This window comes from uncultured Microbacterium sp. (assembly GCF_945952435.1).
Lineage (GTDB): Bacteria > Actinomycetota > Actinomycetes > Actinomycetales > Microbacteriaceae > Microbacterium.
The window spans coordinates 39,800-64,087 of the sequence record NZ_CAMFHZ010000005.1; the positions used below are offsets into that span (position 1 = coordinate 39,800).

Below are 24,288 nucleotides of genomic sequence, written 5' to 3' on the forward strand. Positions count from 1 at the left end.
CTCTCTCCCGGCGCGCCGGGATCAGAACAGCAGCGCGGCCAGTCGCTTGCGAGCGGCGCCCACGCGCGGATCCGCGTCCCCGACGAGCCCGAAGAGCTCGACGAGCCGCTCGCGGACCCGGCCCTTCTCCTCGGGCGGCACGACGGCGAACAGGTCGAGCAGGCGCGCGAATGCGTCGTCGACATGTCCTCCTGCGACGTCGAGGTCCGCGACCGCGAACTGGGCGTCGACGTCCGTCGGCGCCGCCGCGGCGGCCGCACGGACCTCCTGCAGGTCGAGTCCTTGCGTGCGGTTCAGCAGACGCACCTGGCCGAGGCCGGCACGAGCGTCCTCGTCGCGCGGGTTCTCCGCCAGGGCCTTCTCGTACGCCGAGATCGCCGCGGCGTAGTCGCCGGCCTCGATCGCGTCGAACGCGGCCTGGTGCAGCGGCGGCAGTTCCCTCTCGACGGGCTCCGTCGCGGTCTCCTCGGCATCCTCGACCGGGACCGTGCCGGTCACGCCGTGCTGCGAGGCCAGCTCGAGCAGCTGCCCCAGCACCTCGCGGATCTGCTCCTCGGGCAGCGCGCCGTTGAAGAGCGGCACCGGCTGACCCGCGACGAGCGCGACGACCATAGGGATCGACTGCGCACGGAACCCCTGGGCGAGCTGCGGATTCGCATCCACGTCGACCTCGGCCAGGACCACCCGTCCGGCGAGTCCGAGCACGACCTTCTCCAGCACGGGCGTGAGCTGCGTGCTGGGTCCGCTCCACGAGGCCGCGAGATCCACGACGATCGGCACCGTCTGGGACAGTTCGAGGATCTGCGGGAACGTCGCATCCGTGACCTGCACGATGAGCGGAGACGACCCGCCGGTGGCGGGCTGGTCGGAGGCCGCCGGGCGGTTGCGCAGCGAGGACAGGTCGACGGCTCCGCGGAGTGCGGCGGCGGAAAGCTCGGTCATTTGATCTCCGTAACGCTCTGCAGTTGCTGGCTGGCGGCGAGCAGCGTGATCTTGTCGCTGGATCCCTGAGCCGGGACCGCGAAGAACAGCTGGATGCTGTAGACCGACACGAACCCGCCCGCGGACTGGTCGACGCCCGTAAGCGCCTTGGCCGACGGATTCTTGTCGAGTTTGATGACCGCGTCCGCCGACGTCGGCTTGATCGTCTGCGCGTCGTCGACGGTGACTGCCACGATCGCACCGCTGTCGATGCTGGACATCGACACGGGCACCGCGGAACCGGCCTTCGCCGCGAAGCTGAGGCTGGACGTGGTGTCGGCGTTCGCGTCCTTCAGCGCCTTCTGCACGGCGGCGCGACTGTCCTGCACCGACGTCGCGAAGTCGAGGGCGCTCTTGCCGAACGCGTCGTAGGACGCGCTCTTCTCGCCCTGGTCGATGACGTCGGCGAACTCTGCGGCGAGCTTGTCCGGCTCGACGGCGAGAAAAGGCGAATCGGGCGGGGTCAGCTTGGCTCCGAGCCAGGCGGGAGCCATGTTCGGAAGCTTGGCCGCGGCCTGCATCTCCGCGACCGAGGAGATCTTGTACTCGCTCCACGGATCGTTCTGCGTCATCGTCATGATGAGCGGCGCGACGGTCTGGTCCGATCCGTGCTCGACGAGCATCAGGACCGTCCGCGGCCACGCGTCGTAGGCCTGCGGGACGAGGATCTTGATCTTGTCCGGCGGGATCGACGCGGGCAGCGCGAAGTCCGCGACGCTCCCGCGCACGGCGTACGCCGTCTTGCGCGCGTCCAGCGCCGTGCCCTCGAGCCGCGTCGCCGCGAGGTTCGCATCGAGCTTCTTGTCGGCCTCGCCGAGCGTCTTCGAGATGTTCGCCAGGATCCGGGAGGCCTGCTCCTCCGTGACCGCCGGTGCTTGCTGACCGGCCTCGGTGGAGGGCGAGGCCGACGGCGACGGGGTGGCGGTGGTCGCCGGGTGCGGCCAGGCGTCGGGCGTGCATCCGCTGAGCAGCGCCGCAGCGACGCCGATCGCCGGAACCACGAGCAGCGCTCGACGCCTCGGTCGCACGCCGCGGCGCTCCACGCGATGCTCCGATCCCGCCGTCGAGGGCCGTTCCGTCTCGGCGGCGTCGGGAGCACCGGCGGCGTCCCGCGGAGTCTCGGCGAGCTCGCGCTCCGCATCCGCACGATCGGCCACGTCGATCGGCTCGGTCGCGGGCAGCGGCGGCGGCGCCTTGCGCCGGGGACCGCGACCACGACGCGAGTGCCGGATCGCGAGGACGTACAGCACGAGGCCCAGCACGAAGAGCGCGCCACCGATCACGATCAACGGCCCGGCCCAGGGCGTCGCGGTGTCGAGGGGCCAGGACACCGACACGTCCGTCGGCGCGGGTGACTTCCCATCCGACGCCACGAGCACGCTCACGCCCTCCGGCACCTGCATGCGATCGGTCAGGGCGTCCTTGGCGGTGAAGCTGTCGAGCCAGAGGTCCGAGCCGGCAGGGTTGCGTGTGGATCCCCCGTCGGAGGCGCGCTCTGCGGGCTTCACGACGCTGCTCTTCGTGGTGCCGTCGGACGTGAGACGGATGCGGTTGTAGCTCGTGTCGGAGAGCCAGGCCTCGAGGTCGGCCGTGCGCGCCTGCGCGACGAAGATCGTCCCCTCGCCGTGCGCGGTGAGCTTCTGCTCCCCGGGATGCGATCGGAGAACCGCCGAATCGATCACGGTGTAGTGCTGCGGGTCGGAGACCTTCAGCTCCGCGACGACGTCCCTGGGTCCCAGGAAGATGGTCCGCTGGGCGATGCCCGTCCCGATCAGGACGGCCGCCAGCACGAAGGCCAGGACGGCCCATACAAATCGCACGAAAAGTCTCCTCCGCGAATCGCGGGCCGATGCCCGGGATCTCCGCTCGACGTTTCAGACTAGCGAAACGACCTGGAAGGTCGCCACGAGCAGGCCCTGCGCCCGCGGGATGCGGCGACCACGGCGATGCGCGGGAAAGGCATCCGGCGATCCGGATACGCTGAGTGGCCGAGCACGGAGGATCCGACGCATGAAGCTGCACAACCCGTTCCGCACCGCCCTGGTGGCGACGCTCGGCGTGGGCCTCGGGATCCTGCTCATCCAGAGCGTGCAGGCGCTCTCCACGATCCTGCTCTACGTGGGAACCGCTCTGTTCCTGAGCCTCGGACTGGACCCGATGGTCAGCTGGTTGACCCGCCGACGCCTTCCGCGCTGGGCGGCGGTGCTCGTGACGATCCTGGTCGTGCTGGGCCTGTTCGCGGGGATCGTGCTCATGGTGATCCCGATCCTGGTCGACCAGATCTCCCAGCTCGTGCAACAGATCACGGCGCTCGTGAACAGCGGGACCGCGTTCACCGATGCGAGGCAATGGATCAACCACGCCTTCCCGAACCTCGATGTGGACACGGCGTTCGTCTACATCAACGACTGGGTCAACAAGAACCTGGGCGACATCAGCAACTCGATCGGGCGGAGCGTGATCGTCCTCGGCAGCGCGGTCTTCACGACCTTCGCCGGGGCCTTCATCGTGTTGATCCTCACCATCTACTTCACGGCGGCGATCCCCTCGCTCAAGGGCGCCGTCTATCAGCTGGTTCCCGCCTCCAAGCGCGATCGGTTCATCGACCTCTCCGAGCAGATCACCGCCTCCGTCGGATACTACGTGATGGGTCAGGTCACGATGGGCGCGATCAACGGCGTCCTGAGCTTCGTCTTCCTCTCGATCATGCAGGCGCCGTTCCCCATCGTGCTCGCCGTGATCGCGTTCTTCTTCTCCCTGATCCCACTCGTGGGGACCCTCACGGGGTCGACCATCATCGTGCTGCTCTGTCTGATCCCCGGTCTCGGCGGCTCGTTCCTGACCGCGTTGATCGCGGCGATCTACTACCTCGTCTACATGCAGATCGAGGCGTACGTGATCTCGCCGCGGGTCATGCAGCGCGCGGTGTCGGTGCCGGGTGCCGTCGTGGTCATCGCGGCGCTCGCGGGCGGCGCGCTGCTCGGGCTCCTCGGTGCCCTCATCGCGATCCCGGTCGCGGCCAGCATCCTCATCATCTTCCGGCAGGTGCTCATCCCCCGGATGAACGAGCGCTGATCCGGTCCCTCGGGATCCGCCCCCAGGACCGCAGGCGCCCGATCAGGCGGGCCAGTCCATGCGCAGAGGAAGCGCCTCCGGATGAACGGCGCGCACGATCTCGTCGAGCACACGGCGAGTCTGCGTCTCCCCGACCCAGAGATGCCGTCCGCCGGCGACGGCGATGAGCTCGGCACCGGGGATCGCGCGGAACCGCTCCGCCGCCTCGTCGGGGCGCAGATAGTCGTCGAGCTCCGGCACGAGCACCACAACCCGTCGACGATCCTCCGCCCACGCGGCGACCTCCTCCGGCGTCGTGCGGTGAAGCGGCGGCGACAGCAGGATGACGCCCTCGATGTCGTGCTCCCGACCGTACTTCAGGGCCAGTTCGGTCCCGAACGACCAGCCGACGAGCCAGGGACGGGGCAGTGCGCGCTCGCGGACGAGATCCATCGCCGCCGCCACGTCGTGCCGCTCGGCGCGTCCACCGTCGAAAGCGCCCTCGCTGGCCCCGTGCCGGGAGGAGGTGCCTCGCGTGTTGAATCGGAGCACGGCGAGATCGGCCTGCGCGGGAAGGCGCGACGCCGCCTTGCGCAGGATGTGCGAATCCATGAAGCCCCCGGCGGTGGGCAGGGGATGCAGCGTCACGAGCGTCGCGACGGGCGGCACGTCCGCCGGGAGGGCGAGCTCGCCGACGAGGCGGAGGCCGTCGTCCGTGCGGAGGGCGATCCTCTCCCGGCGCGCCGGGAGCTCCCGGGGTCCGCGGATCTCCACGTCAGCGCCTCCGCCAGCAGCCGGCGTGCCAGTGCCGCCGAGCGGCCAGGTCCGCGGCATCGCCGAGCACGCCGTCCGCGCGCCAGACGACGAGATGGGCCGTGCCGGCGGGGATGACGCCGGAGCAGCCGGGGCAGACGTATTCCTTCTGCGCCTGCGCAGCGCTCAGGGGCTGTACGTACCATTGCGCGGCGCCGCGGGTCTCGACGCGCTTCCATCCGGCGATGAGACGATCCAGCGAGTCCTCGCGAGGGCGCTCCTCACGGCGTCGATGCGATCGAGGCATGGAGGACCCCGTTCACCACCAGTTGTTGGCAGACCAGAACGCCTGCGCGGCTCCCCAGCTTCCGTACCGCCCCACGGCATAGCCGTTCGCCCAGCGCAGATTGTCCACCGGGTCGTAGCCGTTGCCCGGGACCTTGCCGCAGGGGTAGGCCTGCGCGAGTCCGCAGGCACCCGAGCTGCTGTTCGTCGCGTTCGGGTTCCACCCGCTTTCGCGGCTCACGATGTAGTCGACGTAACCCCAGTCGCTGCTCGCGATGCCTGCGGCGGCCATCCACTCGGCCGGAGCTCCGCCTCCGCTGTAGAAGAGCGGAGCGTTGGCGGCGGACGAATCGCTCTGCGAGCTGTCCGAGGACGCGGGCTCCGGCTCGGCCGTCGGAGTCGGCTTGGGCGTGACGTAGACCTCGAATACGTCCCGCGTCGCCGCCTGCGGTGCGGCCCCGTGGACGGAGACGGTGATGTTCTGGGCATCCTTCGCGGCGAGCGAATAGGCCGTCACCGGAGCGGGCTCTGCCTGCACGGGACCCGCCATCGCGAATCCGGCCGGTGCGACCACCGCGACCGAGAACCCGACGACGGCAAGGCCGGCGAGCACGCCGGCCAGGGCGCGACGACGTGGGCGCGGTGCGCCGGCACGAGGTGCGCGGAACGGGGAATCCTTCGTGGCAGCGGTTCGGGCGCGCGACGAGATCAGATCGTTATCGGGAGTCACAGTGGGTCCGAGTTTAGCCAGACGAACCTGAATCCGCCATGAGAATCGCTCAGCGGATCGCAAGAAGGACGTCGATCGTGGCGTCCAGCAGCGCATCCACCTGCTCCTCGCGGTAGCCGTGACGCTGCATTCGGAACGCGGTCTGACGCACCTGCTCCACGCTCAGCGTGTCGCCGTCGCGCAGGAAGCGGGTGATCCGCTGCGCGACGTGATCGACCTCGTCGACGCGGTATCCGAACGTGAGGATCCCCGTACGGGCGAAACGGTGGCGGGGCGGACGGCTGAGGTGATCGAGGATGACCTGAGCCTCCGAGCGGGCCTTGCCCACCCAGGCCGACGCGCCCTCTGACGCGACCGCGGCTGCGCGTTCCCGTTGAGCGAACGCCTCCTCCACGCGCGCGAGCGCCGCATCGACCGCGTCGATGCGATAGCCGCCGCGCACCACCGGGAAGGACGCCGAGCGGACGTCTGCCGCATCGATCCCGGTCGCGCCCTGTTCGAACGCCTGACGCGCGCGGCCGAGGAAGGCGTCGACCGCGGCGCGCTGATAGCCCTTCTCGCGTCGCCCGACGAGGGGGAAGCTCGGGCTCTCGGCGCCCGTCTGCTCGGTGGAGATGCTCATGCTGCGGCCGCCAAGGGTGTCAGGAGATGGAAGAGGGCGAGCGCCACGACGGCGGAGGGGAGGATGCTGTCCAGACGATCCAGCAGCCCGCCGTGACCGGGCAGCCAGGAACTCATGTCCTTGATGCCGAGGTCCCGCTTGAGCAGCGACTCCCCCAGATCCCCCAGGGTCGCCGAGACCACGAGCGCGGCGCCGAAGATCACCCCGGCCCACCACGGGATCTCGAGCATGAACACGCCGATCAGCGCACCGGCCGCCAGCGAGGCCACGACCGCGCCCGCGAAGCCCTCCCAGGTCTTCTTGGGGCTGATCCGGGGGGCCATCGGGTGACGCCCACCCCGACCGAACAGCAGTCCGGAGGCGTAGGCGGCCGTGTCGGCGACGACGACCACGATGATGAACGCGAGCACCCACCACTCGCCACGGGGCTGCCGCAGCAGCAGCAGGGTCAGGGCGCCGAGGAACGGCACGTAGACCTGCACGAACCCACCGGCGAAGACGTCGGTGAGCACATCGCCGTACGTGCGCCCGTCCCGGGCGAGCATCTGCCCCAGGAGGCGCCAGATCACCACGACGAAGACCGCGACGAACAGCATGACCCAGCAGAGCCACGGGTCGGCGAAGTAGCCGGCCGCGGCCAGGGCGGCTCCGACGACGAGCTGCGGCCACAGATCCACGCGGCGCCCGCCCGCCCGCAACGCGAGCACGAGCTCCCAGACGGCCAGCAGGACGATCGCGAGACCGATGAGGACGAAGGACCACTTCGCGAACACGAGTGATCCGATGATCACCGCGCCGATCAGCAGCCCCACGAGGATGGCGAGCACGAGATCGCGGCCCGTGCGCTCCTTGATCCGCTCGTTCGCGAGATCGATCTGATCCCGGGCATGCGACACGTGGGTGTCGAACTCGGCCTTCCTGGCCTGCCACTGCGCCTGCAGGTTGTCGCCGGTGCGGGGCGCCGGCGACGCGCCGTCGGAACGCTTCGGCAGGGGTGGCCGCGGTGGGATCCGCGACGCCTGGTCGTCCCCGAGTGGGGTGGTCATGCGCGCTCTCAGACCTCGAGGAGTTCTGCCTCTTTGCGCTTGACAGCCTCGTCGATCAGGTCGACGTGCTGGCGCGTGAGGACGTCGAGCTCCTTCTCGCCACGGACGATCTCGTCCTCGCCGAGGTCGCTCTTGAGGGCGTCCAGCTCGTCCTTCGCCTTACGACGGATGCCACGGACATGCACCTTCGCGTCCTCGCCCTTGCTCTTGACGAGCTTGACGTACTCCTTGCGGCGCTCGGCGGTCAGCTCGGGCATCGTGACCCGGATGATGTTGCCGTCGTTCGAGGGGTTGGCGCCGAGGTTCGGCATGTCCCGGATCGCCTGCTCGATCGCCTTGAGCGCGGACTTGTCGTAGGGCGTGACGTTGAGGGTGCGGGCCTCGGGATTCGCCAGCGAGGCGAGCTGCGCGAGCGGCGTGGGCGTGCCGTAGTAGTCGACCAGGATCTTCTGGAACATCTGCGGGTTGGCGCGGCCGGTGCGCACCGTGCTGAAGTCCTCCTTGGCGGCCTCGACGGCGCGCTGCATGCGGGAGGTGGTGTCGGCGAGGACATCCGCGATCACGGTGACTCCTATCGTCTGGGGGTTCGGTTCAGTCTATCCGGGGTGCGCGGGAACCCCGCCCCTGTGCACGGTGCGTGGGGCGGGGTTCCGAGGTCACGAGGCGAGGACGCGGGTGCCGATCGCCTCGCCGAGCAGCGCGCGGGTGATGTTGCCCGCGGGCTCCATGCCGAACACGCGCATGTCCATTCCGTTGTCCATGCAGAGGCTGAACGCGGTCGAGTCGACGACCTTGAGGCCGCGCACGAGCGCGTCCTGGAAGGTGATCTCCTCGATCCGCTCGGCGGAGGCGTCCTTGTTCGGATCCGCCGTGTAGATCGCGTCGACGCCGTTCTTCGCGACGAGGACCTCGTCCGCCCCGACCTCCAGCGCGCGCTGGGCGGCGACCGTGTCGGTCGAGAAGTACGGCAGCCCCGCACCGGCGCCGAAGATCACGACGCGCCCCTTCTCCATGTGCCGCTCGGCGCGCAGCGGAAGATAAGGCTCGGCGACCTGCGTCATCGCGATCGCCGACTGCACCCGCGGGGAGGCTCCCGCCTGCTCCAGGAAGTCCTGCAGCGCCAGCGCGTTCATGACCGTGCCGAGCATGCCCATGTAGTCCGCGCGCGAGCGGTCCATGCCGCGCTGGCTCAGTTCGGCGCCGCGGAAGAAGTTGCCGCCGCCGACGACCACCGCGATCTCGACCTGATCGGTCGCCGCGGCGATCTCCCGGGCGATCTGGCTGACGATGTCCGGGTTGACGCCGAGCTGGCCGCCACCGAAGGCTTCGCCGGAGAGCTTGAGGACGACGCGTCGTCGCCCCTGTCGTTCGGTCATGGGTGCTTCCTCTCGTCTGGGAAAAGATATCGTGCGCCGGCCCGTGACAGGAGGGCGGGCATGACGAAGGGGTCCGGACCCTGGTGGATCCGAACCCCTTCGTTGCTGTTACGCGCCGACCTTGAAGCGCGCGAAGCCGGTCACCGTGATGCCGGCATCCTTCGCGACCTGGCCCACGGACAGCTTGTTGTCCTTCGCGTAGTCCTGCTCCAGCAGGGCGACCTGCTTGAAGAAAGCGGTCACGCGGCCCTCGACGATCTTCGGCAGGGCGGCCTCGGGCTTGCCCTCGTTGCGGGAGATCTCGGTGACGATCTCGCGCTCCTTCTCCACGTCCGCGGCAGGGACGTCCTCACGGGTGAGGTAGGAGGGGTTCGCGAACGAGATGTGCTGTGCGATGCTGCGCGCGGTCTCCGCGTCGTCACCCGTGTAGGCGACGACCACGCCGACCTGCGGCGGGAGGTCCTTGCTCGTGCGGTGCAGGTACACCTGGAACGCGTCACCGGTCAGCGTACGCACGCGGCGCAGCTCGACCTTCTCGCCGATGATCGCGGCCTCGTCGGAGATGAGCTGCTCGACCGACTGACCGCCGGCGTCGGCGGCGAGGGCGGCCTCCACGGAGTCCGCCTTGACGGCGGCCGCGGCGTCGAGGACCTTCTCGCCCAGAGCGAGGAAGCGGTCGTTCTTGGCGACGAAGTCGGTCTCGCAGGCGAGTTCGATCATCGTGACGGTGCCGTCCTGCTCGCGCGCGGCGACCAGGCCCTCGCTCGTGGAACGGTCGGCGCGCTTGGCGTTGCCCTTGGCACCCTTCAGACGCAGGATCTCGACGGCCTTCTCGACGTTGCCGTCGGCCTCCTCGAGCGCCTTCTTGGTGTCGACCATTCCCGTGCCGAGCTGCTCACGCAGCGCCTTGATGTCGGCGATGGTGAAGTTGGCCATGTTGTGCTGGCTCCTTGCTTCGTGTGTGTACGAGTGGGTGTGCGGATTACTTGTCGGCGGCCTCGGCGTCGGCGACCTCGGTGGAGGTCTCGCCGGCGGCGTCGGCGATCGCCTCGTCGTGGGCCGCTTCGCCGGCCTCGTCCGCGGCCGACTCGGTCGCGGCGACCTGCGCGTCCGCGCCCTCGAGGAGGACCTGCTCCCACTCGGCGAGCGGCTCGGCGTCGCCGGCGTCCGGGTTGTGCTTCTGCTGCAGGCCCTCGGCCGCGGCGTCCGCGATGATCCGGGTGAGCAGCGAGACGGAGCGGATCGCGTCGTCGTTGCCGGGGATCGGGTACTGGAAGTCGTCCGGGTCCGCGTTGGTGTCGAGGATGCCGATCACCGGGATGCCGAGCTTCTTGGCCTCGTCGATGGCGAGGTGCTCGCGCTTGGCGTCGACGACCCACAGGGCGGACGGCGTCTTGGTGAGGTTGCGGATACCGCCGAGGGACTTGTGCAGCTTGTCGAGCTCGCGCTTCTTGAGCAGCAGTTCCTTCTTGGTGAAGCCCGACGCGGCAGGGTTCTCGTAGTCGAGCTCCTCGAGCTCCTTCATGCGGGCGAGACGCTTCGCGATCGTGGAGAAGTTGGTGAGCAGACCGCCGAGCCAGCGCTGGTTGACGTAGGGCTGGCCCACACGCGTGGCCTGCTCGGCGAGGATCTCCTGCGCCTGCTTCTTGGTGCCGACGAAGAGGATGGTGCCGCCGTGGGCGACCGTCTCCTTGACGAAGTCGTAGGCCTTGTCGATATAGCCGAGCGACTGCTGCAGGTCGATGATGTGGATACCGCTGCGCTCGGTGAGGATGAAGCGCTTCACCTTCGGGTTCCACCGGCGGGTCTGGTGTCCGAAGTGAACGCCGCTGTCGAGCAGCTGGCGGATGGTGACGACGGCCATGGTCGTACTCCTTGTGTTGTTGAGGTTGAGTGCCGATCGGGCGATCGGCGATCCTGGTGCCCGGCGCACACTCCGCCCTTCTGCAAGGGACCTGTGGAGGGTTCGCCACGTTGAACGCTGTGGGCACGCGTAGTCACCCCGACGGACGGGATGCCCTGCAAGCATATCAGGGCCTGGCACTGCGCGGCGTGCACGGGCGGCAGGACGCACCCGCCGCGTTCGTCCTGCACAACCACCGGGACTGCGGCGTTCTGTTCCGGATGCAGGATCGGGCCGCCGCGCCCCCGAGGAGGTCGTCAGAATCGGCGCATGCCCGCACGCACTCCCTTCCTCCGCTGCCATTTCCGGCTGTCGCGTGCGGTCCGCGATGCCCGAGCTCGCTTCCCTTTCGGAGCGTGGTCTCTCTCGCTGGTCGTGGTGGTGATGCTGGTCCTCGGTGCGGGGTCCGCGCGTGCCGTCGCGGCCGACGACGTGTCGGGGGATCATCCCGGATCTCCGGCTCACGCCTGGTCCCGGGACCATGTCGGCTCCCAGGAGCGGGCAAGACCGGAGCGCGTCTGGGTGTGGCCGGTCGACGGCATCCGGTCGGTTCGGGAGCCTTTCCGTGCGCCCGCCCACGAGTACGGGCCGGGTCACCGCGGGATCGACATCGCCGCCGCGGGCGTCGTGCGCTCTCCCGATGACGGCACGATCGCCTTCGCCGGGACGGTCGTCGATCGCCCCCTCCTGACGATCGAGCACGCGGATGGACTGGTCACGACGCTGGAGCCCGTGACCGCGACCTTTCCGGCGGGGACCGTCGTGCAGCGCGGAGAAGCGGTGGGGACGCTCGCCACGGGCGGCCACGCCGCGCCCGGAACGCTGCATGTCGGAGTGCGCCGGAACGGGGAGTACATCAACCCCCTACCGCTGTTCGGACGTGTGCCCCGTGCGATCCTTCTGCCCTGCGGAAGCGAGGGATGTTGAGCGGGAACGGGGATGCTGACCTTCAGGATCGCTCCGCCGAACCGCTCCACGCCCGATGCCATGGGGTCCGGTGCAACCTGGCACGTCCGCCCGGCGAGCGCGAAGCGGTCACGCGCGCGGATGAGCGAGGCGATACGCGGACGCGAGCCGCTCCGCCGAGACGTGCGTGTAGATCTGGGTCGTGCCGAGGCTCGCGTGCCCGAGGATCTCCTGGACAGCGCGGAGGTCGGCGCCACCGTCCAGCAGGTGGGTCGCCGCGGAGTGACGGAGGGCATGCGGTCCCACGGTCTCCGCACCGAGGACGGGCGCCAGCACCCGGGCGACCAGCTCGTACACCGCACGCGTGCCGAGCTCCCCTCCTCTGACTCCGCGGAAGAGTGCGGGTCCGGGGCGCTCCGTCCGGGACAGGAGCACCGGACGCGCACGCCGGAGGTACGCCGCGATCGCGTCGCGAGCGGGGGCTCCGTACGGCACGACGCGCTCCTTGCCTCCCTTGCCGAGCACGCGTGCGGTGCCTCGATCGAGATCGAGATCGTCGACCGCCAGCCCGCACAACTCGGAGACCCGCATCCCGGATCCGTAGAGGAGCTCGAGGATCGCGCTGTCGCGCAGGTGCACGGGATCGCCGTCCAGCCCCGCATCCCTCATCTCGTCGAGCAAGATGCGCAGCGCATCGGCCGAGGCGACCGCGGGCAAGGTCCTCCCCCGTTTGGGCGAGACGAGTCGGAGGCTCGGATCCGATGGAACAAGTCCTGCCTCGGCCGCCCAGCCGAAGAACGCACGCACCGCCGCCGTCCGTCGTGCGAGCGTCGCCCTGGCGTCGCCCCGTTGTGTGGCACGCCAGAGCCAGTCCCGCAGCGACTCCAGGTCGACGGCAACGAGGTCCGCGTCGTCGCACGCCGTCGCCAGGTCTCGAAGATCGGAGCGATACGCCCGCACCGTCGACGGGGACAGCCGGCGCACGCGGGCGAGGTGCTCCGTGAACGTCGCCGCCGCCTCAGACACTCGCATGTCATCAAGGATGGCGCGTGCCGCGGCCCCGTCCGGGAGCACGCGCGGACGACGGTGTCTCCCATGTCCGTCCCCGTGCCCGCGGCCGTCGTCCTGGCGCTGCATGGCGTTCGCACGGCACTGCGCCCGTCAACGGCGTCTCCCGATCGGCACACTGGGCGGATCGTTCACTCGACGTCGCTAAAGGGGCATGCTGCGCCACCCTCGTTCGGTCCGGAGTACGCCGCCCTCCAGCTCGAGGACGCCCAGGAGCGCTTCGACGTGCTCGACGCTCAGACCGCTCCGCTGTGCGAGCTCCTCGGGCGTCCTCGGGACACGGGCACTCAGTACGTCGGCGAGGCGCTCGAGCTCAGGATCCTGCTGCGGGATCGTCGACCCCACGCCGATGTGTCCGAGAAGCTCCTTGACGTCCGCGGCGGACGTCACACAGCGCGCGTCGTAGTCGCGCAGGAGCCGGTGGCATCCGGCCGACGTCGCCGACGTCACGGCGCCAGGCACGGCGCCGAGCGGGCGTCCGAGTGTCGCGGCGTGTCCTGCGGTGTTCAGCGAGCCGCTGCGCCACCCCGCCTCGACCACGACCGTGGCCCGAGCGAGCGCGGCGATCACTCTGTTCCGTTCGAGAAAGCGCCAACGCGTCGGCGCTCCCCCGCAGGCGACCTCGCTCACCAGGGCGCCATCCGCAACGATCCGTTCGAACAACGCGGCGTGGCCGGCCGGATAGGCACGGTCGAGACCACCGGCGAGCACAGCCACGGTTTTGCCTCCCGCCCGCAGCGCGGCGCGATGCGCGACACCGTCGATGCCGTACGCCCCACCCGAGACGACGACGAGTCCGTCCGCGGCGAGGCTCCCCGCGAGCTCGCCCGCCACATGCTCTCCGTAATTCGACGATGCTCGCGCGCCGACGATCGCGACACCCGTGTCGGACAGCACCGTGACATCGCCGCGCACCCAGAGCGCAAGCGGGCGGTGATCTCCGAGATCGGCGAGGTGCTCCGGCCAGTCCTGGTCCCCAGGGAGGAGCACTCGCAGACCGACCCGGACCGCAGTGCTCATCGCCTGACGCAGATACGTCGCCTCGAGTCTGGCGCCCCAGCGCGACCGTCCCTCCTGCAGAGCTCGCAGGGCCGGACGTCCGTCGCCACCGTCGTCCGCGCCTCCGGGCGGTGCGGACAGATCTCCGAAGACATAGTCCAGCGCATCCTCCGGACCGAGCGCGGCGACGAGCGCGCCGGCGACCCGGTCCCCCGGCTCGGTGACCAGGTTCCACAGGAGCGCATCCCGCACCGAGGGATGGTCTGCATCCTCATGAAGCCTCGCCGCGTCCTGCCGGAAGGATGCGTCCTCACGCGCCTGCCGCAGCCTGAGACGCAACTCTGCCGACCCCGTCCTGGTTCTCGCCGGCACGGTGCTCATGCCGTGATCCCCTTCTTCAGGAAAAGCGCCCGACCGACGTGAGCGAGTCGTGGCGTGTCAGCTCCGTCGAGGTCCGCGACGGACCATGCCAGCCGCAGCACTCTGTCGTAGCCGCGCAGGGTGATCGCGCCCCGTTGCAGCGCCCGATCGAGCGGAGCCCGTGCGTCCGCGGGAAGACGACGATCGCCCTGCCTCAACCAGGTGCCCGGCACGTGCGCGTTCCGTCGCCACGGCAGATCCCGCCACCGCCGCGCGGCCCGCTCCCTCGCCTCGATCACCCGGGCACGCGCCTCCGCGGTGGTCAGTGTTCCTCGTTCCTGACGAGCCGCATCCGCCGCGGAGACCCGGCCCACGTGCACGTCGATGTCGAGACGATCACGGATCGGACCGGACAGGCGCGCGGCGTAGCGCCGTATGGCGGACGGCGGACACACGCACTCCTCGCCGACCACGCCGTAGACGCCGCACGGGCACGGATTCGTGGCCAGCACGAGCTGGAATCTCGCGGGGAACCGGGAGGTGAACTCCGAGCGATGGATCTCGATCGTGCCGGATTCGAGCGGCTGACGCAGCGCGTCCAGCACGGCCCGCGGCGCTTCGGCGGCCTCGTCGAGGAACAGCAGGCCGGTGTGCGCCCTCGCGATCGCGCCGGGCCGCGGGATGCTCGATCCGCCGCCGATGAGCGCGGCGATCGACGCGCTGTGATGCGGTGCGACGAACGGCGGTCGCAGATCGAGTCTCGTCTGCGGCTCGCCCATGAGCGAGCGGATGGACGTCGCCTCCAGCGCCTCGTCCTCGTCCAGATCGGGAAGGATTCCCGCCAAACGGCGGGCGAGCATGGTCTTGCCGGCCCCCGGAGGTCCGGTGAGCAGCACGTGATGGCCTCCGGCCGCCGCCACCACGAGCGCGGCGACCGCATCGTCCTGCCCGATCACATCGGACAGCTCGTCCGTGGGGGCCTCCCGCTCGAGACGCTCCGGGATGAGCACGGGTTCGGGACACCCCGGATCCGCGATCTCGGCGCCGTGCAGCAGGGCGACGTGCGCAAGGCTCGCGGCCGCATGCACCTCGATACCCGGCACCAAACGCGCCTCAGCCTCGTTCGCGAATGGAACGACCGCGCGATCGAAGCCCGCCTGACGCGCGGCGTGCAACGCCGGGAGCACCCCCATGACCGGCCGCAGGCGCCCGTCGAGGCCAAGTTCGCCGAGGTGGACGGTCCGCGCGAGCGAGGAGGCGTCGAGACCTCCCTCGGTGCCCAGGGCGGCGATCGCGATGGCCAGGTCGAACGCCGACCCGTGTTTGGGCAGGCTGGCCGGCGACAGGTTCACCGTCAGCTTGCGACGAGGCAGATCGAGCCCGCTGTTGCGGCAGGCGTTGTGCACGCGTCGGACCGCCTCCCCGAGAGCACGATCGGCGAGCCCGATCAGATCGAACCCCGGGGTCTGCTGCGACAGGTCGGCCTCGACATCGATCATCGCGCCGCTGACACCCGTCAACGCCACCGCCCAGGTGCGCGCGGTCACCGCAGATCCCGAAGGTGCTCGAGCGTGCCGGTCGCCGGATTCGCGCCGACGATCCCGATCGCCTCGAGCCGCAGCACCACCCCTCCACCGTGCGATGGGTGCTCACGCACCCACGCCAGCGCAAGGCGCCAGAGACGCGCCCGCTTGCGCTCGTCGATCGCCTCGAACGGGTGCCCGTAGTCGAGCGTGCTTCTCGTCTTCACCTCGACGAACGCCAAGACGCCGGGCGCCTGCGCGACGATGTCGAGCTCGCCCTGGTCGCACCGCCAGTTGCGGTCGAGGATCCGGTACCCGAGCGCGCGCAGATGCGTCGCGGCCCTGTCCTCCCCCGCTCGACCCAGATCGTCCTTTGTTGTCATGCCGACAGCATGTCCAACCCGGCGACGCCGCAGGGCGCGATGTGCGCAACCGGTGCGGAGACGGTCAGGACGCCGGGTTGGGGAGGACGTTCCGGAGGATCACTCCCCGTCGAGCGACAGCTCCTGGGGAAGCTCGAACTCCCGACGGGAGAGCTCCTCCACATTGACATCCTTGAACGTCAGCACGCGCACGGCCTTGACGAAGCGGTCGGCGCGGTAGATGTCCCACACCCACACGTCGTTCATCGAGACCTCGAAGTAGAAGTCGTGCTCGGTGTCACGGCGCACCACGTTGACCTCGTTCGCGAGGTAGAAGCGACGCTCGGTCTCCACCACGAACTGGAACTGCTGCACCACGTCGCGGTACTCGCGGTACAGGGCGAGCTCGAGCTCACGGTCGTAGTCGTCGAAGGCGTCGTCATCCATGGTTCCTCCATCCTACGAGGAGCGCATCCCGAACGCGGCACGCGCAGTGAGCGAGGCCGTCGCCGGATCGGACGTCAGAACAGTGTGGGTGCGTCCGCGATCGCCCAAGAGGAACGGTGATGGCGCGTCAGTCCTCGCTCTCGGATCGCCGCCCGGTGCTCCACGCTCGCGTACCCCTTGTTCCGCTCCCACTGATACGCGGCATGCGCGGAAGCGAGCTGCACCATGAGCGCATCGCGCGCGACCTTCGCGATCACCGACGCGGCGGAGACCGCGGCGCAGTCGCGGTCCGCCTTGACGATCGGGCGCACGCGGAGGGCGCCAGGGTGCACGGCGGAGACGTAGTCGTGATTGCCGTCGAGCAGGACCAGCGCCTCTGCGGCGTCGTAGGTCTCGGCGCAGGCGGCGATGATCGCCCGCGAGGCGGCGATCCCCAGGGCCCGCATGATCCCGTGCTCGTCGATCTCCGTGCTCTCCGCCCAGCCGACGGCGCTCGCGGGCGCCCAGGCGGAGGCGCGCTCCGCCACCTCGGCGCGGCGGCGCTCGGGGACCAGTTTCGAATCCCGCAACCCCTGCGGCACGCGCCGCCGCGCGGCCGCCGCGTCGACGACCGTCGCGCCGACCGCGACCGGGCCCGCAAGCGCGCCCCGGCCGACCTCGTCCAGGCAGATCAGCAGCGAGTGCTCACGCAGCAGGCGGCGCTCCAGCGTGAGACTAGGCTCGGCGACCATGTCGTCGCCGTCCCCGGGCCTGCGGATCGGGCACGCCGTTGAACACCGCGTAGTGCCCGTCGATCGTGCCGAAGCGATCGAACGGCCACGTGATGAAGAACGCACGGCCCACGATGTTGTCCATGGGCACGAAGCCGTGCCCGGGCTGCTGCTGGTGGTAGCGCGAGTCCTCCGAGCGCGTGCGGTTGTCGCCGAGAACCCAGACCGTGCCCGCGGGTACCGTCACGTCGAACGGGATGCTGGACGCGCGATCGTCGCCGACGCCCGGCTTGAGGTAGGAGGTCTCGTCGATCGGCGCACCGTTCACGGTGAGCTGGCCGAGCGAGTTGCAGCAGACCACGTGGTCGCCCGGAAGCCCGATCAGGCGCTTGACCAGATGGTCGTCGGAGTCGGGTGCGGCGATCCCGACCAGAGTGAGGAACCACTCCCCTGCGTCCAGAAGCGGCGAACGCGGCGGCTGAGCCGGGGCGGCGGGCAGCCATCCGCCCGGGTCCTTGAACACGATCACGTCGCCGCGGTGATACCCGTTCCAGTGCGGGGTGAGCTCGTCGACGAGGATCCGGTCCTTGATGAGCAGCGTGTTCTCCATCGACCCGGAGGGGATGAAGAAACTGCGGACCACGAACGTCTTCACGAGGAACGAGACGAGGACGGCGACGAGCAGGATCACCAGCACGTCGCGGAGGAACACGAGCCATCCCCGGCGAGCCGGAGCCGACCTGCGCTCCTGCCGTTCACCGACCGGCTCGACCGCGATCTCGTCCGTCATCCGCCATCCTTCACCGCCGTGGACCGTCGTCCGACGGCATCGTCCAGCATCTCACGTCCCTGCGCAAAAGAAGCGCCCCGGGACGTCGTGTCCCGGGGCGCTTCGAGGAGACCGAGGTCAGCGCGCGTCGCGCTTCTCCTTGATCTTCGCCTTCTTGCCGCGCAGGTTGCGGAGGTAGTAGAGCTTCGCGCGACGCACGTCACCGCGCGTGACGACCTCGATGTGGTCGATCACCGGGGAGTGCACGGGGAAGGTGCGCTCGACGCCCACCTGGAAGCTGATCTTGCGGACCGTGAAGGTCTCGCGCACGCCGTCGCCCGAGCGGCCGATGACGGCGCCCTGGAAGACCTGGATACGAGAGCGGCTGCCCTCGACGATGTTGACGTGCACCTTCACGGTGTCGCCGGGGAAGAAGTCGGGGATGTCGGAGCGGAGCGAAGCCGCGTCGACGGCGTCGAGGATCTGCATGATCGTCTCTCTCTGCACTCGCCTCAGGTCGCGTGCACGTCAGAAGGAAAAGGAAGGGTGTGTGCCGAACGGCGCGCGAGGCGTCCGCGGGTTCCCCTGAGGCAGAACCGGGTCACGGCACAAAGCACTATTCTGCCATGCTTCGCCGACGCCGCCAAAACGACCTCGTCGCCGGAGCGGCCGATCAGCGCGCGGCGCGGTCGTCTCCGGCGGAGCCGGTCTCGGAGATCACGATGATCTCCCCGCCCTGACGAGCGCCCGCCTGGACGGTTTCCTCTCGGATCCCGCCGTTCGGATCTGGGAATGCGGCGCGGCCGTCAACCGTGAACACGGCACGCCCGCGAGCAGCCACGTCCTTCCACAGCTGCCACAGTGTCGACCAGAACACCACCAAGAACGCGACGATGGCCGCAGCGAGGATCCACCCGAAGACCGCCTGCGGGAAAAAGCCCACCGCGATCGTGAGCCCGTGCCAGAGGGTGAGCCCCGCGACGTCACGCCAGGACACGGCCCGCTGCTCGCGGACCGTCGGACGCGCGCGGATCAGCAGCGCGAGCACCACCTCGCCGATGAGAACGGACGGCAGGGCGACGAACAGCGTCCAGAGGAACGCCCATCCCCCGGCGTGGAAGATCCCCCAACCGATGAGCAGCCAGACGGGCAGGGCGAGCGCGGCCGGGAAGAGCCAGGAGAAGAACACGCGCCGGATCCACATACCGAGATCGTACGCATGCGCGTCGCGTCGATCCTTGGGCGTTCGCTGAGAGCATCGCGCCTCGGGCCGCCGACCTCCCGTCCGGTGCGAAGGGCGCCGTCCCATGCGGAAGAATGGAGGGGACGAGAGGAACACCGATGATCGAACTGCGCACGCCGGCCGAGATCGACGAGATGCGGGCCGCGGGGCGGTTCGTGGCCGAGACGCTGGCCACACTCCGCGAGGAGACGAAGGTCGGCACGAACCTGCTCGCGATCGACCGCCGAGCGCACGACATGATCCGCAAGGCCGGGGCAGAGTCCTGCTACATCGACTACCACCCGTCGTTCGGCGCGAGCCCGTTCGGCAAGGTCATCTGCACCTCCGTGAACGACGCGGTGCTGCACGGCCTGCCTCACGACTACACCCTGCGGGACGGCGATCTCGTCTCCCTCGACTTCGCGGTCTCGGTCGACGGCTGGGTCGCGGACTCGGCGGTCTCCTTCGTCGTCGGCACCGCGCGCGATGAGGATCTGCGACTCATCGACACGGCCGAGAGGGCACTGGACGCCGCGATCTCCTCCGCCGTGGTCGGCAACCGGATCGGTGACATCTCGGCCTCGATCGCCGAGGTCGCGCACGGCGAGGGCTACTCGATCAACACGGACTTCGGCGGACACGGAGTCGGACGTGTCATGCACGGCGACCCGCACGTCCCGAACGACGGCCGCGCCGGCCGCGGCTTCCCGCTGCGCGCAGGGCTCGTCATGGCGCTCGAGCCGTGGTTCCTCGCGACGACGGACGAACTCGTCACGGACCCCGACGGGTGGACCCTGCGCAGCGCGGACGGCTCGCGGGGCGCGCACGCCGAGCACACCGTGGCGATCACCGAGGATGGCCCGATCATCCTCACCGACCGTTCGTTCCTCGGCGTGCGCTGACGAGGGCTCCGAAGGCCACGCCCGCTGCTCGCCCACCTCGGGTTCAGAGGGAACGGTAGACGAAGACCTCCGTGACCTGCGGAAGCGTGAACCGCGACCGACCCGCCGTCGCGGGGTCGGTATCGAGCACGTCTTCGATGAGGGCGACCATCCGTGCGCTCTCGAGCGGGTCGGCTGCGAGGAACGAGCTGACGGTCAACCAGCGTGCGATGTATTCGTCACGACCGATCGATTCGAACCAGGGCACATGGACGACTCGCGGACCCTCGAAGCCGGGCAGGTGCTCGGACGGGCCATCCAGGGCGGACGGTCCTGGTTCCAGGGCCGGGTGGGCGATGCGGCTGCAGGCACGGTCCCAGGTGCAGTCCGGAACAGAGCGGTTCCAGACGAGCCCGAGCACTCCCTGCGGGACGAGCACCCGTCGGATCTCGGCACACGCTCGCTCGCGATCGAACCAGTGGAAGGCCTGTGCGGCGACGACCGCGTCGACGCTTGCCGCGCGGAGCGGGATCTCCTCGGCCGATCCGTCCCTGGCGTCCACCGCGGGGAGCTTGCGCATGAGGACGGCGCGCATCGGGTCCGAAGGCTCGACCGCGATGACGCGATCGGCGCGGTCGATCAGCAGTTCGGTGAACTTGCCTGTACCGGCGCCGAGGTCCAGGACACTTCCGACCGGGCCAGGGAGGACCTCGGCCGCGGCCTCCTCGGGAAAACCGGGGCGGCGCAGGTCGTATTCCTCGCCGATGCGCCGGAAAGACGCGGCCAGCCGCAGATCCACCATGCCGACGACGCTAGCAGCCACCTCGCCGCGGGACCGCGCCGAGCCTCAGTCCTCGTCGTCGGGCAGCAGATCGGGACGGCGTCGTCGGGTGCGTTCGAGCTGCTGCTCGCGACGCCACGCGGCGATCGCACCGTGGTTGCCGCTGAGGAGGATCGGCGGCACCTCGCGCCCCCTCCAGACCGCGGGCTTCGTGTACGAGGGGTATTCGAGTAGGCCGTCCTCGTGAGACTCCTCCACGAGGCTCTCCGGATTGCCGACGACACCGGGGATGAGGCGACCGATGGCCTCGACCATCGCCATGACCGCGACCTCTCCCCCGTTGAGCACGTAGTCGCCGAGGCTGATCAGGCGGACCTCGCCGCGGGTCGACGCCTCTTCGAACACGCGCTCGTCGATGCCCTCGTATCGTCCGCAGCCGAAGACGAGATGCTCGCGGGTCGCGAGATCGCGGGCGGTGGACTGGCGGAAGACCTCTCCCGCCGGGGAGGGGAAGACGATCGTGGGGCGCGCGCCACCCGGCGAGGCCGGCGCGAGGTCGTCGAGCGCGAGGCCCCACGGCTCGGGCTTCATGACCATGCCGGCTCCCCCGCCGTAGGGGGTGTCGTCGACCGTGCGGTGCCGATCGTGGGTCCAGTCGCGCAGATCGTGCACCGACAGATCCAGGATCCCGCTGTCGCGTGCCCTGCCGAGCAGCGAGAGCGTCAGTCCGTCGAAGTACGACGGGAAGATGGAGAGGACGTCAATCCGCACCGGGCGCGTCCCGGTCGGAGCGGTCGGCGGCCGACTGGCCCTCGGGCGTATCCCCGGCCGCGGTCTCGTCCTCGAGCTCCTCGAAGAGCCCCGCCGGCGGCGTCACGACGATCCGGCCCTCGGCGACGTCCACCGTCGGGACGATGGCCGACACGAACGGCACCATGACCTCGCCGCCGCCGACCGTGGGGCGCACGATGAGCAGATCCTGCGCCGGCAGGTGCTCGACCCGGATCACCTTGCCGACGACGACACCCTCGCGGACGACGTCCAGCCCGGTGAGCTGGTGGTCGTACCAGGCGTCGTCCTCGGGCTCCTCGGCGTCGTCCTGATCCATCCAGAGGATCGCCTTGACGAGTCCCTCGGCGGCCGTGCGGTCCTCGACGCCGTCGAGGAAGACGACGGCACTGCCGTTCATGACGCGGTACTCGCGGACGGTCACGGTCTTGCCGTGCCACGGAGATGCCTCAGGCACCTGCAACGTGAAGGACGCTCCGGGCACGAAACGCGCCGCGGGGTCGTCGGTGTAGAGCTCCAGCTTGAGCGCGCCCTTGAGGCCGTGAGCCTTCACGAGGCGCCCCACCCGCAGCTGGTTGCGGCCGGATGCGCGTTCCGCGGCAGCCACGCTCAGTCGTCCGCGACGTCGACGCGCACGCGACGCCCGTCCGCGAGCGCGCTGATGAGTGTGCGCAGAGCCTTGGCGGTGCGACCGCCGCGCCCGATCACGCGCCCCCTGTCGTCGGGGTGCACGCGCACCTCGAGGACGTCGCCGCGTGGCGACGTGGTGGCGGTGATGGTGACATCCTCCGGGTGATCGACGATCCCCGAGACGATGTGCTCGAGCGCGGCGGCCAGCACGACGGATTACTCCGCGTCGGTCGCAGCGTCGGCTGCGTCCTCGGCCGGAGCCTCGGCGGCGGCGTCCTCGGCGGGCGCCTCCGCCTTCTTCTCGACCTTGGGCTTGATGACCGACTTCTTGGTGGCGTCGGCGGTGAACTCCGCCTTGCCCTCGGCGACCTTGAGGGTGGACTTCGCGTCCTTGTCGCCCTTGAAGATGCCCCAGTCGCCGGTGATCTTGAGGATGGCGGTGACCTGCTCGGTCGGCTGGGCGCCGACGGAGAGCCAGTACTGCGCCCGCTCGGAGTCGACCTCGATGAAGGAGGGCTCCTCGGTGGGGTGGTACTTGCCGATCTCCTCGATCACGCGACCATCGCGCTTGGTGCGCGAGTCGGCGACGACGATGCGGTAGTAGGGCGCACGGATCTTGCCCAGGCGCTTGAGACGGATCTTGACAGCCACGATTCTCCTGAATGGTGTGGAAGGAAAGACGAACTGATCACCAGAAGCGTGGGGTGCACACCCGGTGGAAGCTCTGCGGGTGGACCACGGCCGGATAGAGGGTCGAGCGGCGGTCCAGCGGTCCATTCTGCCAGATCCGGGCCGCTCCCGCGAAACGACACGGGCGGTGCGTCCTCCGGTGTCGGCGCGGATCGGTGGATCCCGCCCGCCATGCCATCATGGGCCATCCGGGTTCCCGCACCGAAACGAGGCCCCATGCCGATCGAGTTCGCAACGTCCCGCCGTTCCACGGTGGGACTGGAGTGGGAGCTCATGCTCGCCGACCCGACGACGGGGGATCTCGTCGGGCGCGCGCCGGAGCTGCTGGAGAGCCTCGAGGCCGAGAGCGCCCACCAACGGCACACGGTCACGGGCGAACTGCTCACCAACACGATCGAGGTCACGAGCGGGGTCGGCGCGACCGTGGCCGACGCGGTCGCAGACATCGCGGAGGCGATCGCGTCCGTGCGCTCTGCCGCGGATCCCGCCGGCGTCGAGCTCCTCTCCGCGGGGAGCCATCCGTTCGCGCAGTGGTACGACCAGCGCGTCACGGACAAGACGCGCTACCACTCGCTCATCGAGAAGACGCAGTGGTGGGGCAGGAACATGATGATCTGGGGCATCCACGTCCACGTCGGCGTGGAGGACAGGGACAAGGTCCTGCCGATCGTCGGCGCGCTCACCGCCTACCTCCCGCATCTGCAGGCCCTCGCCGCATCCAGCCCGTTCTGGGCGGGAGAACGGACGGGCTATGCGTCCAACAGGGCCCTCGTGTTCCAGCAGCTGCCCACCGCGGGGCTGCCCTGGGCGCTGCCGGACTGGGCGGCGTTCGAGTCCTACCTCGACGACATGCAGCGCACCGGCGTCATGGCCGACGCGACGGAGGTCCGCTGGGACATCCGCCCTGCGCCGCGCTGGGGCACGATCGAGGTACGGGCCTGCGACGGCATGTCCACGCTGGCCGAACTCGCCGCCGTCGCCGCTCTCGCGCAGTCGCTCGTGGAGTCGTTCTCGCGGGACCTCGACGAAGGCCGCCCGCTCCCGACGCTCCGGCCGTGGTTCCACCGGGAGAATAAGTGGCGTACCGCGCGCTACGGGCTGGATGCGGAGATCATCGTCGACGAGCGGGGGGCTCAGCGCTCCGTGCGGGACCATCTCGCGGAGACGACGGAACGGCTCGCCCCGGTCGCGGCGGAACTCCGCTGCGCCGAGGAGTTCGCCGGTGTCGCCCGGATCCTGCACGGCGGGGCGAGCTACGAGCGCCAGGTCGCCGTCGCGGACGCCCACGGCGGGGAGCTCCGCCCCGTCGTCGAGCACCTGATCCGCGAGTTCCGCTCGGGCCCCGAGTCCCTGCGGGACTGAGCCGCGCACCGCCGCGGCGACCTTCGTGGATCGCCCGCG

At 69.8% G+C, this 24,288-nt stretch carries 29 protein-coding genes; 4 read left to right on the plus strand and 25 right to left on the minus strand.

What is annotated here, in order from left to right; all coding sequences use genetic code 11:
• Window positions 1-21 precede the first annotated feature (21 nt).
• Window positions 22-942 carry a tetratricopeptide repeat protein gene (locus Q0P88_RS03685; RefSeq protein WP_295011178.1) on the minus strand — a complete coding sequence of 307 codons (921 nt, stop codon included), beginning with the start codon at window positions 940-942 and terminating at the stop codon, window positions 22-24.
• Window positions 939-2,801 carry a glycosyl transferase gene (locus Q0P88_RS03690; protein WP_295011179.1) on the minus strand — a complete coding sequence of 621 codons (1,863 nt, stop codon included), beginning with the start codon at window positions 2,799-2,801 and terminating at the stop codon, window positions 939-941. Before Q0P88_RS03690 ends, Q0P88_RS03685 begins: the two co-directional genes overlap by 4 nt.
• 190 nt (window positions 2,802-2,991) lie before the next feature.
• Between Q0P88_RS03690 and Q0P88_RS03695 the strand changes: the two genes are divergently transcribed.
• Entirely contained in the window at window positions 2,992-4,056 is a 1,065-nt protein-coding gene (locus Q0P88_RS03695; RefSeq protein ID WP_295011181.1) for an AI-2E family transporter, read from the plus strand.
• Between the two features lie 42 nt (window positions 4,057-4,098).
• Here Q0P88_RS03695 and Q0P88_RS03700 read toward each other — a convergent pair whose 3' ends face one another.
• The 9 genes from Q0P88_RS03700 to rpsB all read right to left on the minus strand — a co-directional run bounded on the left by Q0P88_RS03700 (window position 4,099) and on the right by rpsB (window position 10,711).
• Window positions 4,099-4,809, minus strand: coding sequence for an alpha/beta hydrolase (locus Q0P88_RS03700; RefSeq protein ID WP_295011183.1), 711 nt, complete (start codon window positions 4,807-4,809; stop codon window positions 4,099-4,101).
• A 1-nt stretch (window position 4,810) separates the two neighbouring features.
• Window positions 4,811-5,095: a hypothetical protein gene (locus Q0P88_RS03705; RefSeq protein WP_295011185.1), complete on the minus strand. Its 285-nt coding sequence runs from the start codon at window positions 5,093-5,095 to the stop codon at window positions 4,811-4,813.
• A 12-nt stretch (window positions 5,096-5,107) separates the two neighbouring features.
• The gene (locus tag Q0P88_RS03710) at window positions 5,108-5,803 is read right to left on the minus strand and encodes a transglycosylase SLT domain-containing protein (protein WP_295011210.1); all 696 of its coding nucleotides are present in this window, start codon (window positions 5,801-5,803) and stop codon (window positions 5,108-5,110) included.
• 49 nt (window positions 5,804-5,852) lie between these two features.
• Window positions 5,853-6,425 (minus strand): DivIVA domain-containing protein, encoded by a 573-nt coding sequence (locus Q0P88_RS03715; protein WP_295011212.1) that lies wholly within the window; start codon window positions 6,423-6,425, stop codon window positions 5,853-5,855.
• Entirely contained in the window at window positions 6,422-7,471 is a 1,050-nt protein-coding gene (locus tag Q0P88_RS03720; RefSeq protein ID WP_295011214.1) for a phosphatidate cytidylyltransferase, read from the minus strand. Before Q0P88_RS03720 ends, Q0P88_RS03715 begins: the two co-directional genes overlap by 4 nt.
• Before the next feature lie 8 nt (window positions 7,472-7,479).
• On the minus strand, window positions 7,480-8,034 hold the full coding sequence (gene frr, locus Q0P88_RS03725; protein WP_295011216.1) for a ribosome recycling factor: 555 nt from the start codon (window positions 8,032-8,034) through the stop codon (window positions 7,480-7,482).
• A gap of 93 nt (window positions 8,035-8,127) precedes the next feature.
• Complete coding sequence (gene pyrH / locus Q0P88_RS03730) at window positions 8,128-8,847, minus strand: UMP kinase (protein ID WP_295011218.1); 720 nt, start codon at window positions 8,845-8,847, stop codon at window positions 8,128-8,130.
• 108 nt (window positions 8,848-8,955) lie between these two features.
• Window positions 8,956-9,783 carry a translation elongation factor Ts gene (gene tsf / locus Q0P88_RS03735; RefSeq protein ID WP_295011220.1) on the minus strand — a complete coding sequence of 276 codons (828 nt, stop codon included), beginning with the start codon at window positions 9,781-9,783 and terminating at the stop codon, window positions 8,956-8,958.
• A 46-nt stretch (window positions 9,784-9,829) separates the two neighbouring features.
• Window positions 9,830-10,711, minus strand: a complete 882-nt coding sequence (gene rpsB / locus Q0P88_RS03740; RefSeq protein WP_295011222.1) for a 30S ribosomal protein S2 — start codon at window positions 10,709-10,711, stop codon at window positions 9,830-9,832.
• Window positions 10,712-11,020: 309 nt separating this feature from the next.
• Between rpsB and Q0P88_RS03745 the strand changes: the two genes are divergently transcribed.
• Window positions 11,021-11,677, plus strand: a complete 657-nt coding sequence (locus Q0P88_RS03745; RefSeq protein ID WP_295011225.1) for a murein hydrolase activator EnvC — start codon at window positions 11,021-11,023, stop codon at window positions 11,675-11,677.
• A gap of 108 nt (window positions 11,678-11,785) precedes the next feature.
• Here Q0P88_RS03745 and Q0P88_RS03750 read toward each other — a convergent pair whose 3' ends face one another.
• The 9 genes from Q0P88_RS03750 to Q0P88_RS03790 all read right to left on the minus strand — a co-directional run bounded on the left by Q0P88_RS03750 (window position 11,786) and on the right by Q0P88_RS03790 (window position 19,098).
• The gene (locus Q0P88_RS03750; protein WP_295011227.1) at window positions 11,786-12,688 is read right to left on the minus strand and encodes a tyrosine recombinase XerC; all 903 of its coding nucleotides are present in this window, start codon (window positions 12,686-12,688) and stop codon (window positions 11,786-11,788) included.
• Between the two features lie 180 nt (window positions 12,689-12,868).
• Window positions 12,869-13,975 carry a DNA-processing protein DprA gene (gene dprA, locus Q0P88_RS03755; RefSeq protein WP_295011229.1) on the minus strand — a complete coding sequence of 369 codons (1,107 nt, stop codon included), beginning with the start codon at window positions 13,973-13,975 and terminating at the stop codon, window positions 12,869-12,871.
• 125 nt (window positions 13,976-14,100) lie between these two features.
• On the minus strand, window positions 14,101-15,630 hold the full coding sequence (locus tag Q0P88_RS03760) for a YifB family Mg chelatase-like AAA ATPase (RefSeq protein WP_295011231.1): 1,530 nt from the start codon (window positions 15,628-15,630) through the stop codon (window positions 14,101-14,103).
• Window positions 15,627-15,989, minus strand: a complete 363-nt coding sequence (locus tag Q0P88_RS03765; RefSeq protein WP_295011233.1) for a YraN family protein — start codon at window positions 15,987-15,989, stop codon at window positions 15,627-15,629. Before Q0P88_RS03765 ends, Q0P88_RS03760 begins: the two co-directional genes overlap by 4 nt.
• 99 nt (window positions 15,990-16,088) lie before the next feature.
• Window positions 16,089-16,415: a DUF2469 family protein gene (locus tag Q0P88_RS03770; RefSeq protein ID WP_295011235.1), complete on the minus strand. Its 327-nt coding sequence runs from the start codon at window positions 16,413-16,415 to the stop codon at window positions 16,089-16,091.
• 74 nt (window positions 16,416-16,489) lie between these two features.
• Window positions 16,490-17,146 (minus strand): ribonuclease HII, encoded by a 657-nt coding sequence (locus Q0P88_RS03775; protein WP_295011237.1) that lies wholly within the window; start codon window positions 17,144-17,146, stop codon window positions 16,490-16,492.
• Window positions 17,130-17,915, minus strand: a complete 786-nt coding sequence (lepB, locus tag Q0P88_RS03780) for a signal peptidase I (protein WP_295011239.1) — start codon at window positions 17,913-17,915, stop codon at window positions 17,130-17,132. Before lepB ends, Q0P88_RS03775 begins: the two co-directional genes overlap by 17 nt.
• A gap of 117 nt (window positions 17,916-18,032) precedes the next feature.
• Complete coding sequence (gene rplS / locus Q0P88_RS03785) at window positions 18,033-18,383, minus strand: 50S ribosomal protein L19 (RefSeq protein WP_295011241.1); 351 nt, start codon at window positions 18,381-18,383, stop codon at window positions 18,033-18,035.
• Between the two features lie 184 nt (window positions 18,384-18,567).
• Window positions 18,568-19,098, minus strand: coding sequence for an MFS transporter permease (locus Q0P88_RS03790; RefSeq protein WP_295011243.1), 531 nt, complete (start codon window positions 19,096-19,098; stop codon window positions 18,568-18,570).
• Window positions 19,099-19,235: 137 nt separating this feature from the next.
• Between Q0P88_RS03790 and map the strand changes: the two genes are divergently transcribed.
• On the plus strand, window positions 19,236-20,018 hold the full coding sequence (map, locus tag Q0P88_RS03795) for a type I methionyl aminopeptidase (RefSeq protein WP_295011245.1): 783 nt from the start codon (window positions 19,236-19,238) through the stop codon (window positions 20,016-20,018).
• Window positions 20,019-20,061: 43 nt separating this feature from the next.
• On the opposite strand, the gene Q0P88_RS03800 is transcribed toward map, so the two are convergent.
• Genes Q0P88_RS03800 through rpsP form a run of 5 tightly spaced genes read right to left on the minus strand, consistent with a single transcriptional unit; the run spans window position 20,062 to window position 22,848 of the window.
• A complete protein-coding gene (locus tag Q0P88_RS03800) occupies window positions 20,062-20,799 on the minus strand; it encodes a class I SAM-dependent methyltransferase (RefSeq protein WP_295011247.1) in 738 nt (245 codons plus the stop codon).
• Window positions 20,800-20,844: 45 nt separating this feature from the next.
• Window positions 20,845-21,549 carry a tRNA (guanosine(37)-N1)-methyltransferase TrmD gene (trmD, locus tag Q0P88_RS03805; protein WP_295011249.1) on the minus strand — a complete coding sequence of 235 codons (705 nt, stop codon included), beginning with the start codon at window positions 21,547-21,549 and terminating at the stop codon, window positions 20,845-20,847.
• Window positions 21,539-22,174 carry a ribosome maturation factor RimM gene (gene rimM / locus Q0P88_RS03810; RefSeq protein WP_295011251.1) on the minus strand — a complete coding sequence of 212 codons (636 nt, stop codon included), beginning with the start codon at window positions 22,172-22,174 and terminating at the stop codon, window positions 21,539-21,541. The genes trmD and rimM overlap by 11 nt, the downstream gene beginning before the upstream one ends.
• A gap of 2 nt (window positions 22,175-22,176) precedes the next feature.
• Window positions 22,177-22,407: an RNA-binding protein gene (locus Q0P88_RS03815; RefSeq protein ID WP_295011253.1), complete on the minus strand. Its 231-nt coding sequence runs from the start codon at window positions 22,405-22,407 to the stop codon at window positions 22,177-22,179.
• Window positions 22,408-22,413: 6 nt separating this feature from the next.
• Window positions 22,414-22,848, minus strand: a complete 435-nt coding sequence (rpsP, locus tag Q0P88_RS03820) for a 30S ribosomal protein S16 (protein WP_295011255.1) — start codon at window positions 22,846-22,848, stop codon at window positions 22,414-22,416.
• Window positions 22,849-23,103: 255 nt separating this feature from the next.
• Here rpsP and Q0P88_RS03825 point away from each other — a divergent pair, with 255 nt between their 5' ends.
• Entirely contained in the window at window positions 23,104-24,249 is a 1,146-nt protein-coding gene (locus tag Q0P88_RS03825; protein ID WP_295011257.1) for a glutamate--cysteine ligase, read from the plus strand.
• The last annotated feature ends 39 nt before the right edge of the window (window positions 24,250-24,288 follow it).

Bases quoted from the DNA above. Each gene is read 5' to 3' on its own strand.
- Q0P88_RS03790 (WP_295011243.1), bottom strand. From the start codon at position 19,098: ATGTGGATCCGGCGCGTGTTCTTCTCCTGGCTCTTCCCGGCCGCGCTC.
- Q0P88_RS03825 (WP_295011257.1), top strand. From the start codon at position 23,104: ATGCCGATCGAGTTCGCAACGTCCCGCCGTTCCACGGTGGGACTGGAG.
- Q0P88_RS03765 (WP_295011233.1), bottom strand. From the start codon at position 15,989: ATGACAACAAAGGACGATCTGGGTCGAGCGGGGGAGGACAGGGCCGCG.
- tsf (WP_295011220.1), bottom strand. From the start codon at position 9,783: ATGGCCAACTTCACCATCGCCGACATCAAGGCGCTGCGTGAGCAGCTC.
- pyrH (WP_295011218.1), bottom strand. From the start codon at position 8,847: ATGACCGAACGACAGGGGCGACGACGCGTCGTCCTCAAGCTCTCCGGC.
- Q0P88_RS03685 (WP_295011178.1), bottom strand. From the start codon at position 942: ATGACCGAGCTTTCCGCCGCCGCACTCCGCGGAGCCGTCGACCTGTCC.
- rpsB (WP_295011222.1), bottom strand. From the start codon at position 10,711: ATGGCCGTCGTCACCATCCGCCAGCTGCTCGACAGCGGCGTTCACTTC.
- map (WP_295011245.1), top strand. From the start codon at position 19,236: ATGATCGAACTGCGCACGCCGGCCGAGATCGACGAGATGCGGGCCGCG.
- Q0P88_RS03800 (WP_295011247.1), bottom strand. From the start codon at position 20,799: ATGGTGGATCTGCGGCTGGCCGCGTCTTTCCGGCGCATCGGCGAGGAA.
- Q0P88_RS03745 (WP_295011225.1), top strand. From the start codon at position 11,021: ATGCCCGCACGCACTCCCTTCCTCCGCTGCCATTTCCGGCTGTCGCGT.
- lepB (WP_295011239.1), bottom strand. From the start codon at position 17,915: ATGACGGACGAGATCGCGGTCGAGCCGGTCGGTGAACGGCAGGAGCGC.
- Q0P88_RS03695 (WP_295011181.1), top strand. From the start codon at position 2,992: ATGAAGCTGCACAACCCGTTCCGCACCGCCCTGGTGGCGACGCTCGGC.
- Q0P88_RS03750 (WP_295011227.1), bottom strand. From the start codon at position 12,688: ATGCGAGTGTCTGAGGCGGCGGCGACGTTCACGGAGCACCTCGCCCGC.
- Q0P88_RS03715 (WP_295011212.1), bottom strand. From the start codon at position 6,425: ATGAGCATCTCCACCGAGCAGACGGGCGCCGAGAGCCCGAGCTTCCCC.
- rplS (WP_295011241.1), bottom strand. From the start codon at position 18,383: ATGCAGATCCTCGACGCCGTCGACGCGGCTTCGCTCCGCTCCGACATC.
- Q0P88_RS03720 (WP_295011214.1), bottom strand. From the start codon at position 7,471: ATGACCACCCCACTCGGGGACGACCAGGCGTCGCGGATCCCACCGCGG.
- Q0P88_RS03770 (WP_295011235.1), bottom strand. From the start codon at position 16,415: ATGGATGACGACGCCTTCGACGACTACGACCGTGAGCTCGAGCTCGCC.
- Q0P88_RS03775 (WP_295011237.1), bottom strand. From the start codon at position 17,146: ATGGTCGCCGAGCCTAGTCTCACGCTGGAGCGCCGCCTGCTGCGTGAG.
- Q0P88_RS03705 (WP_295011185.1), bottom strand. From the start codon at position 5,095: ATGCCTCGATCGCATCGACGCCGTGAGGAGCGCCCTCGCGAGGACTCG.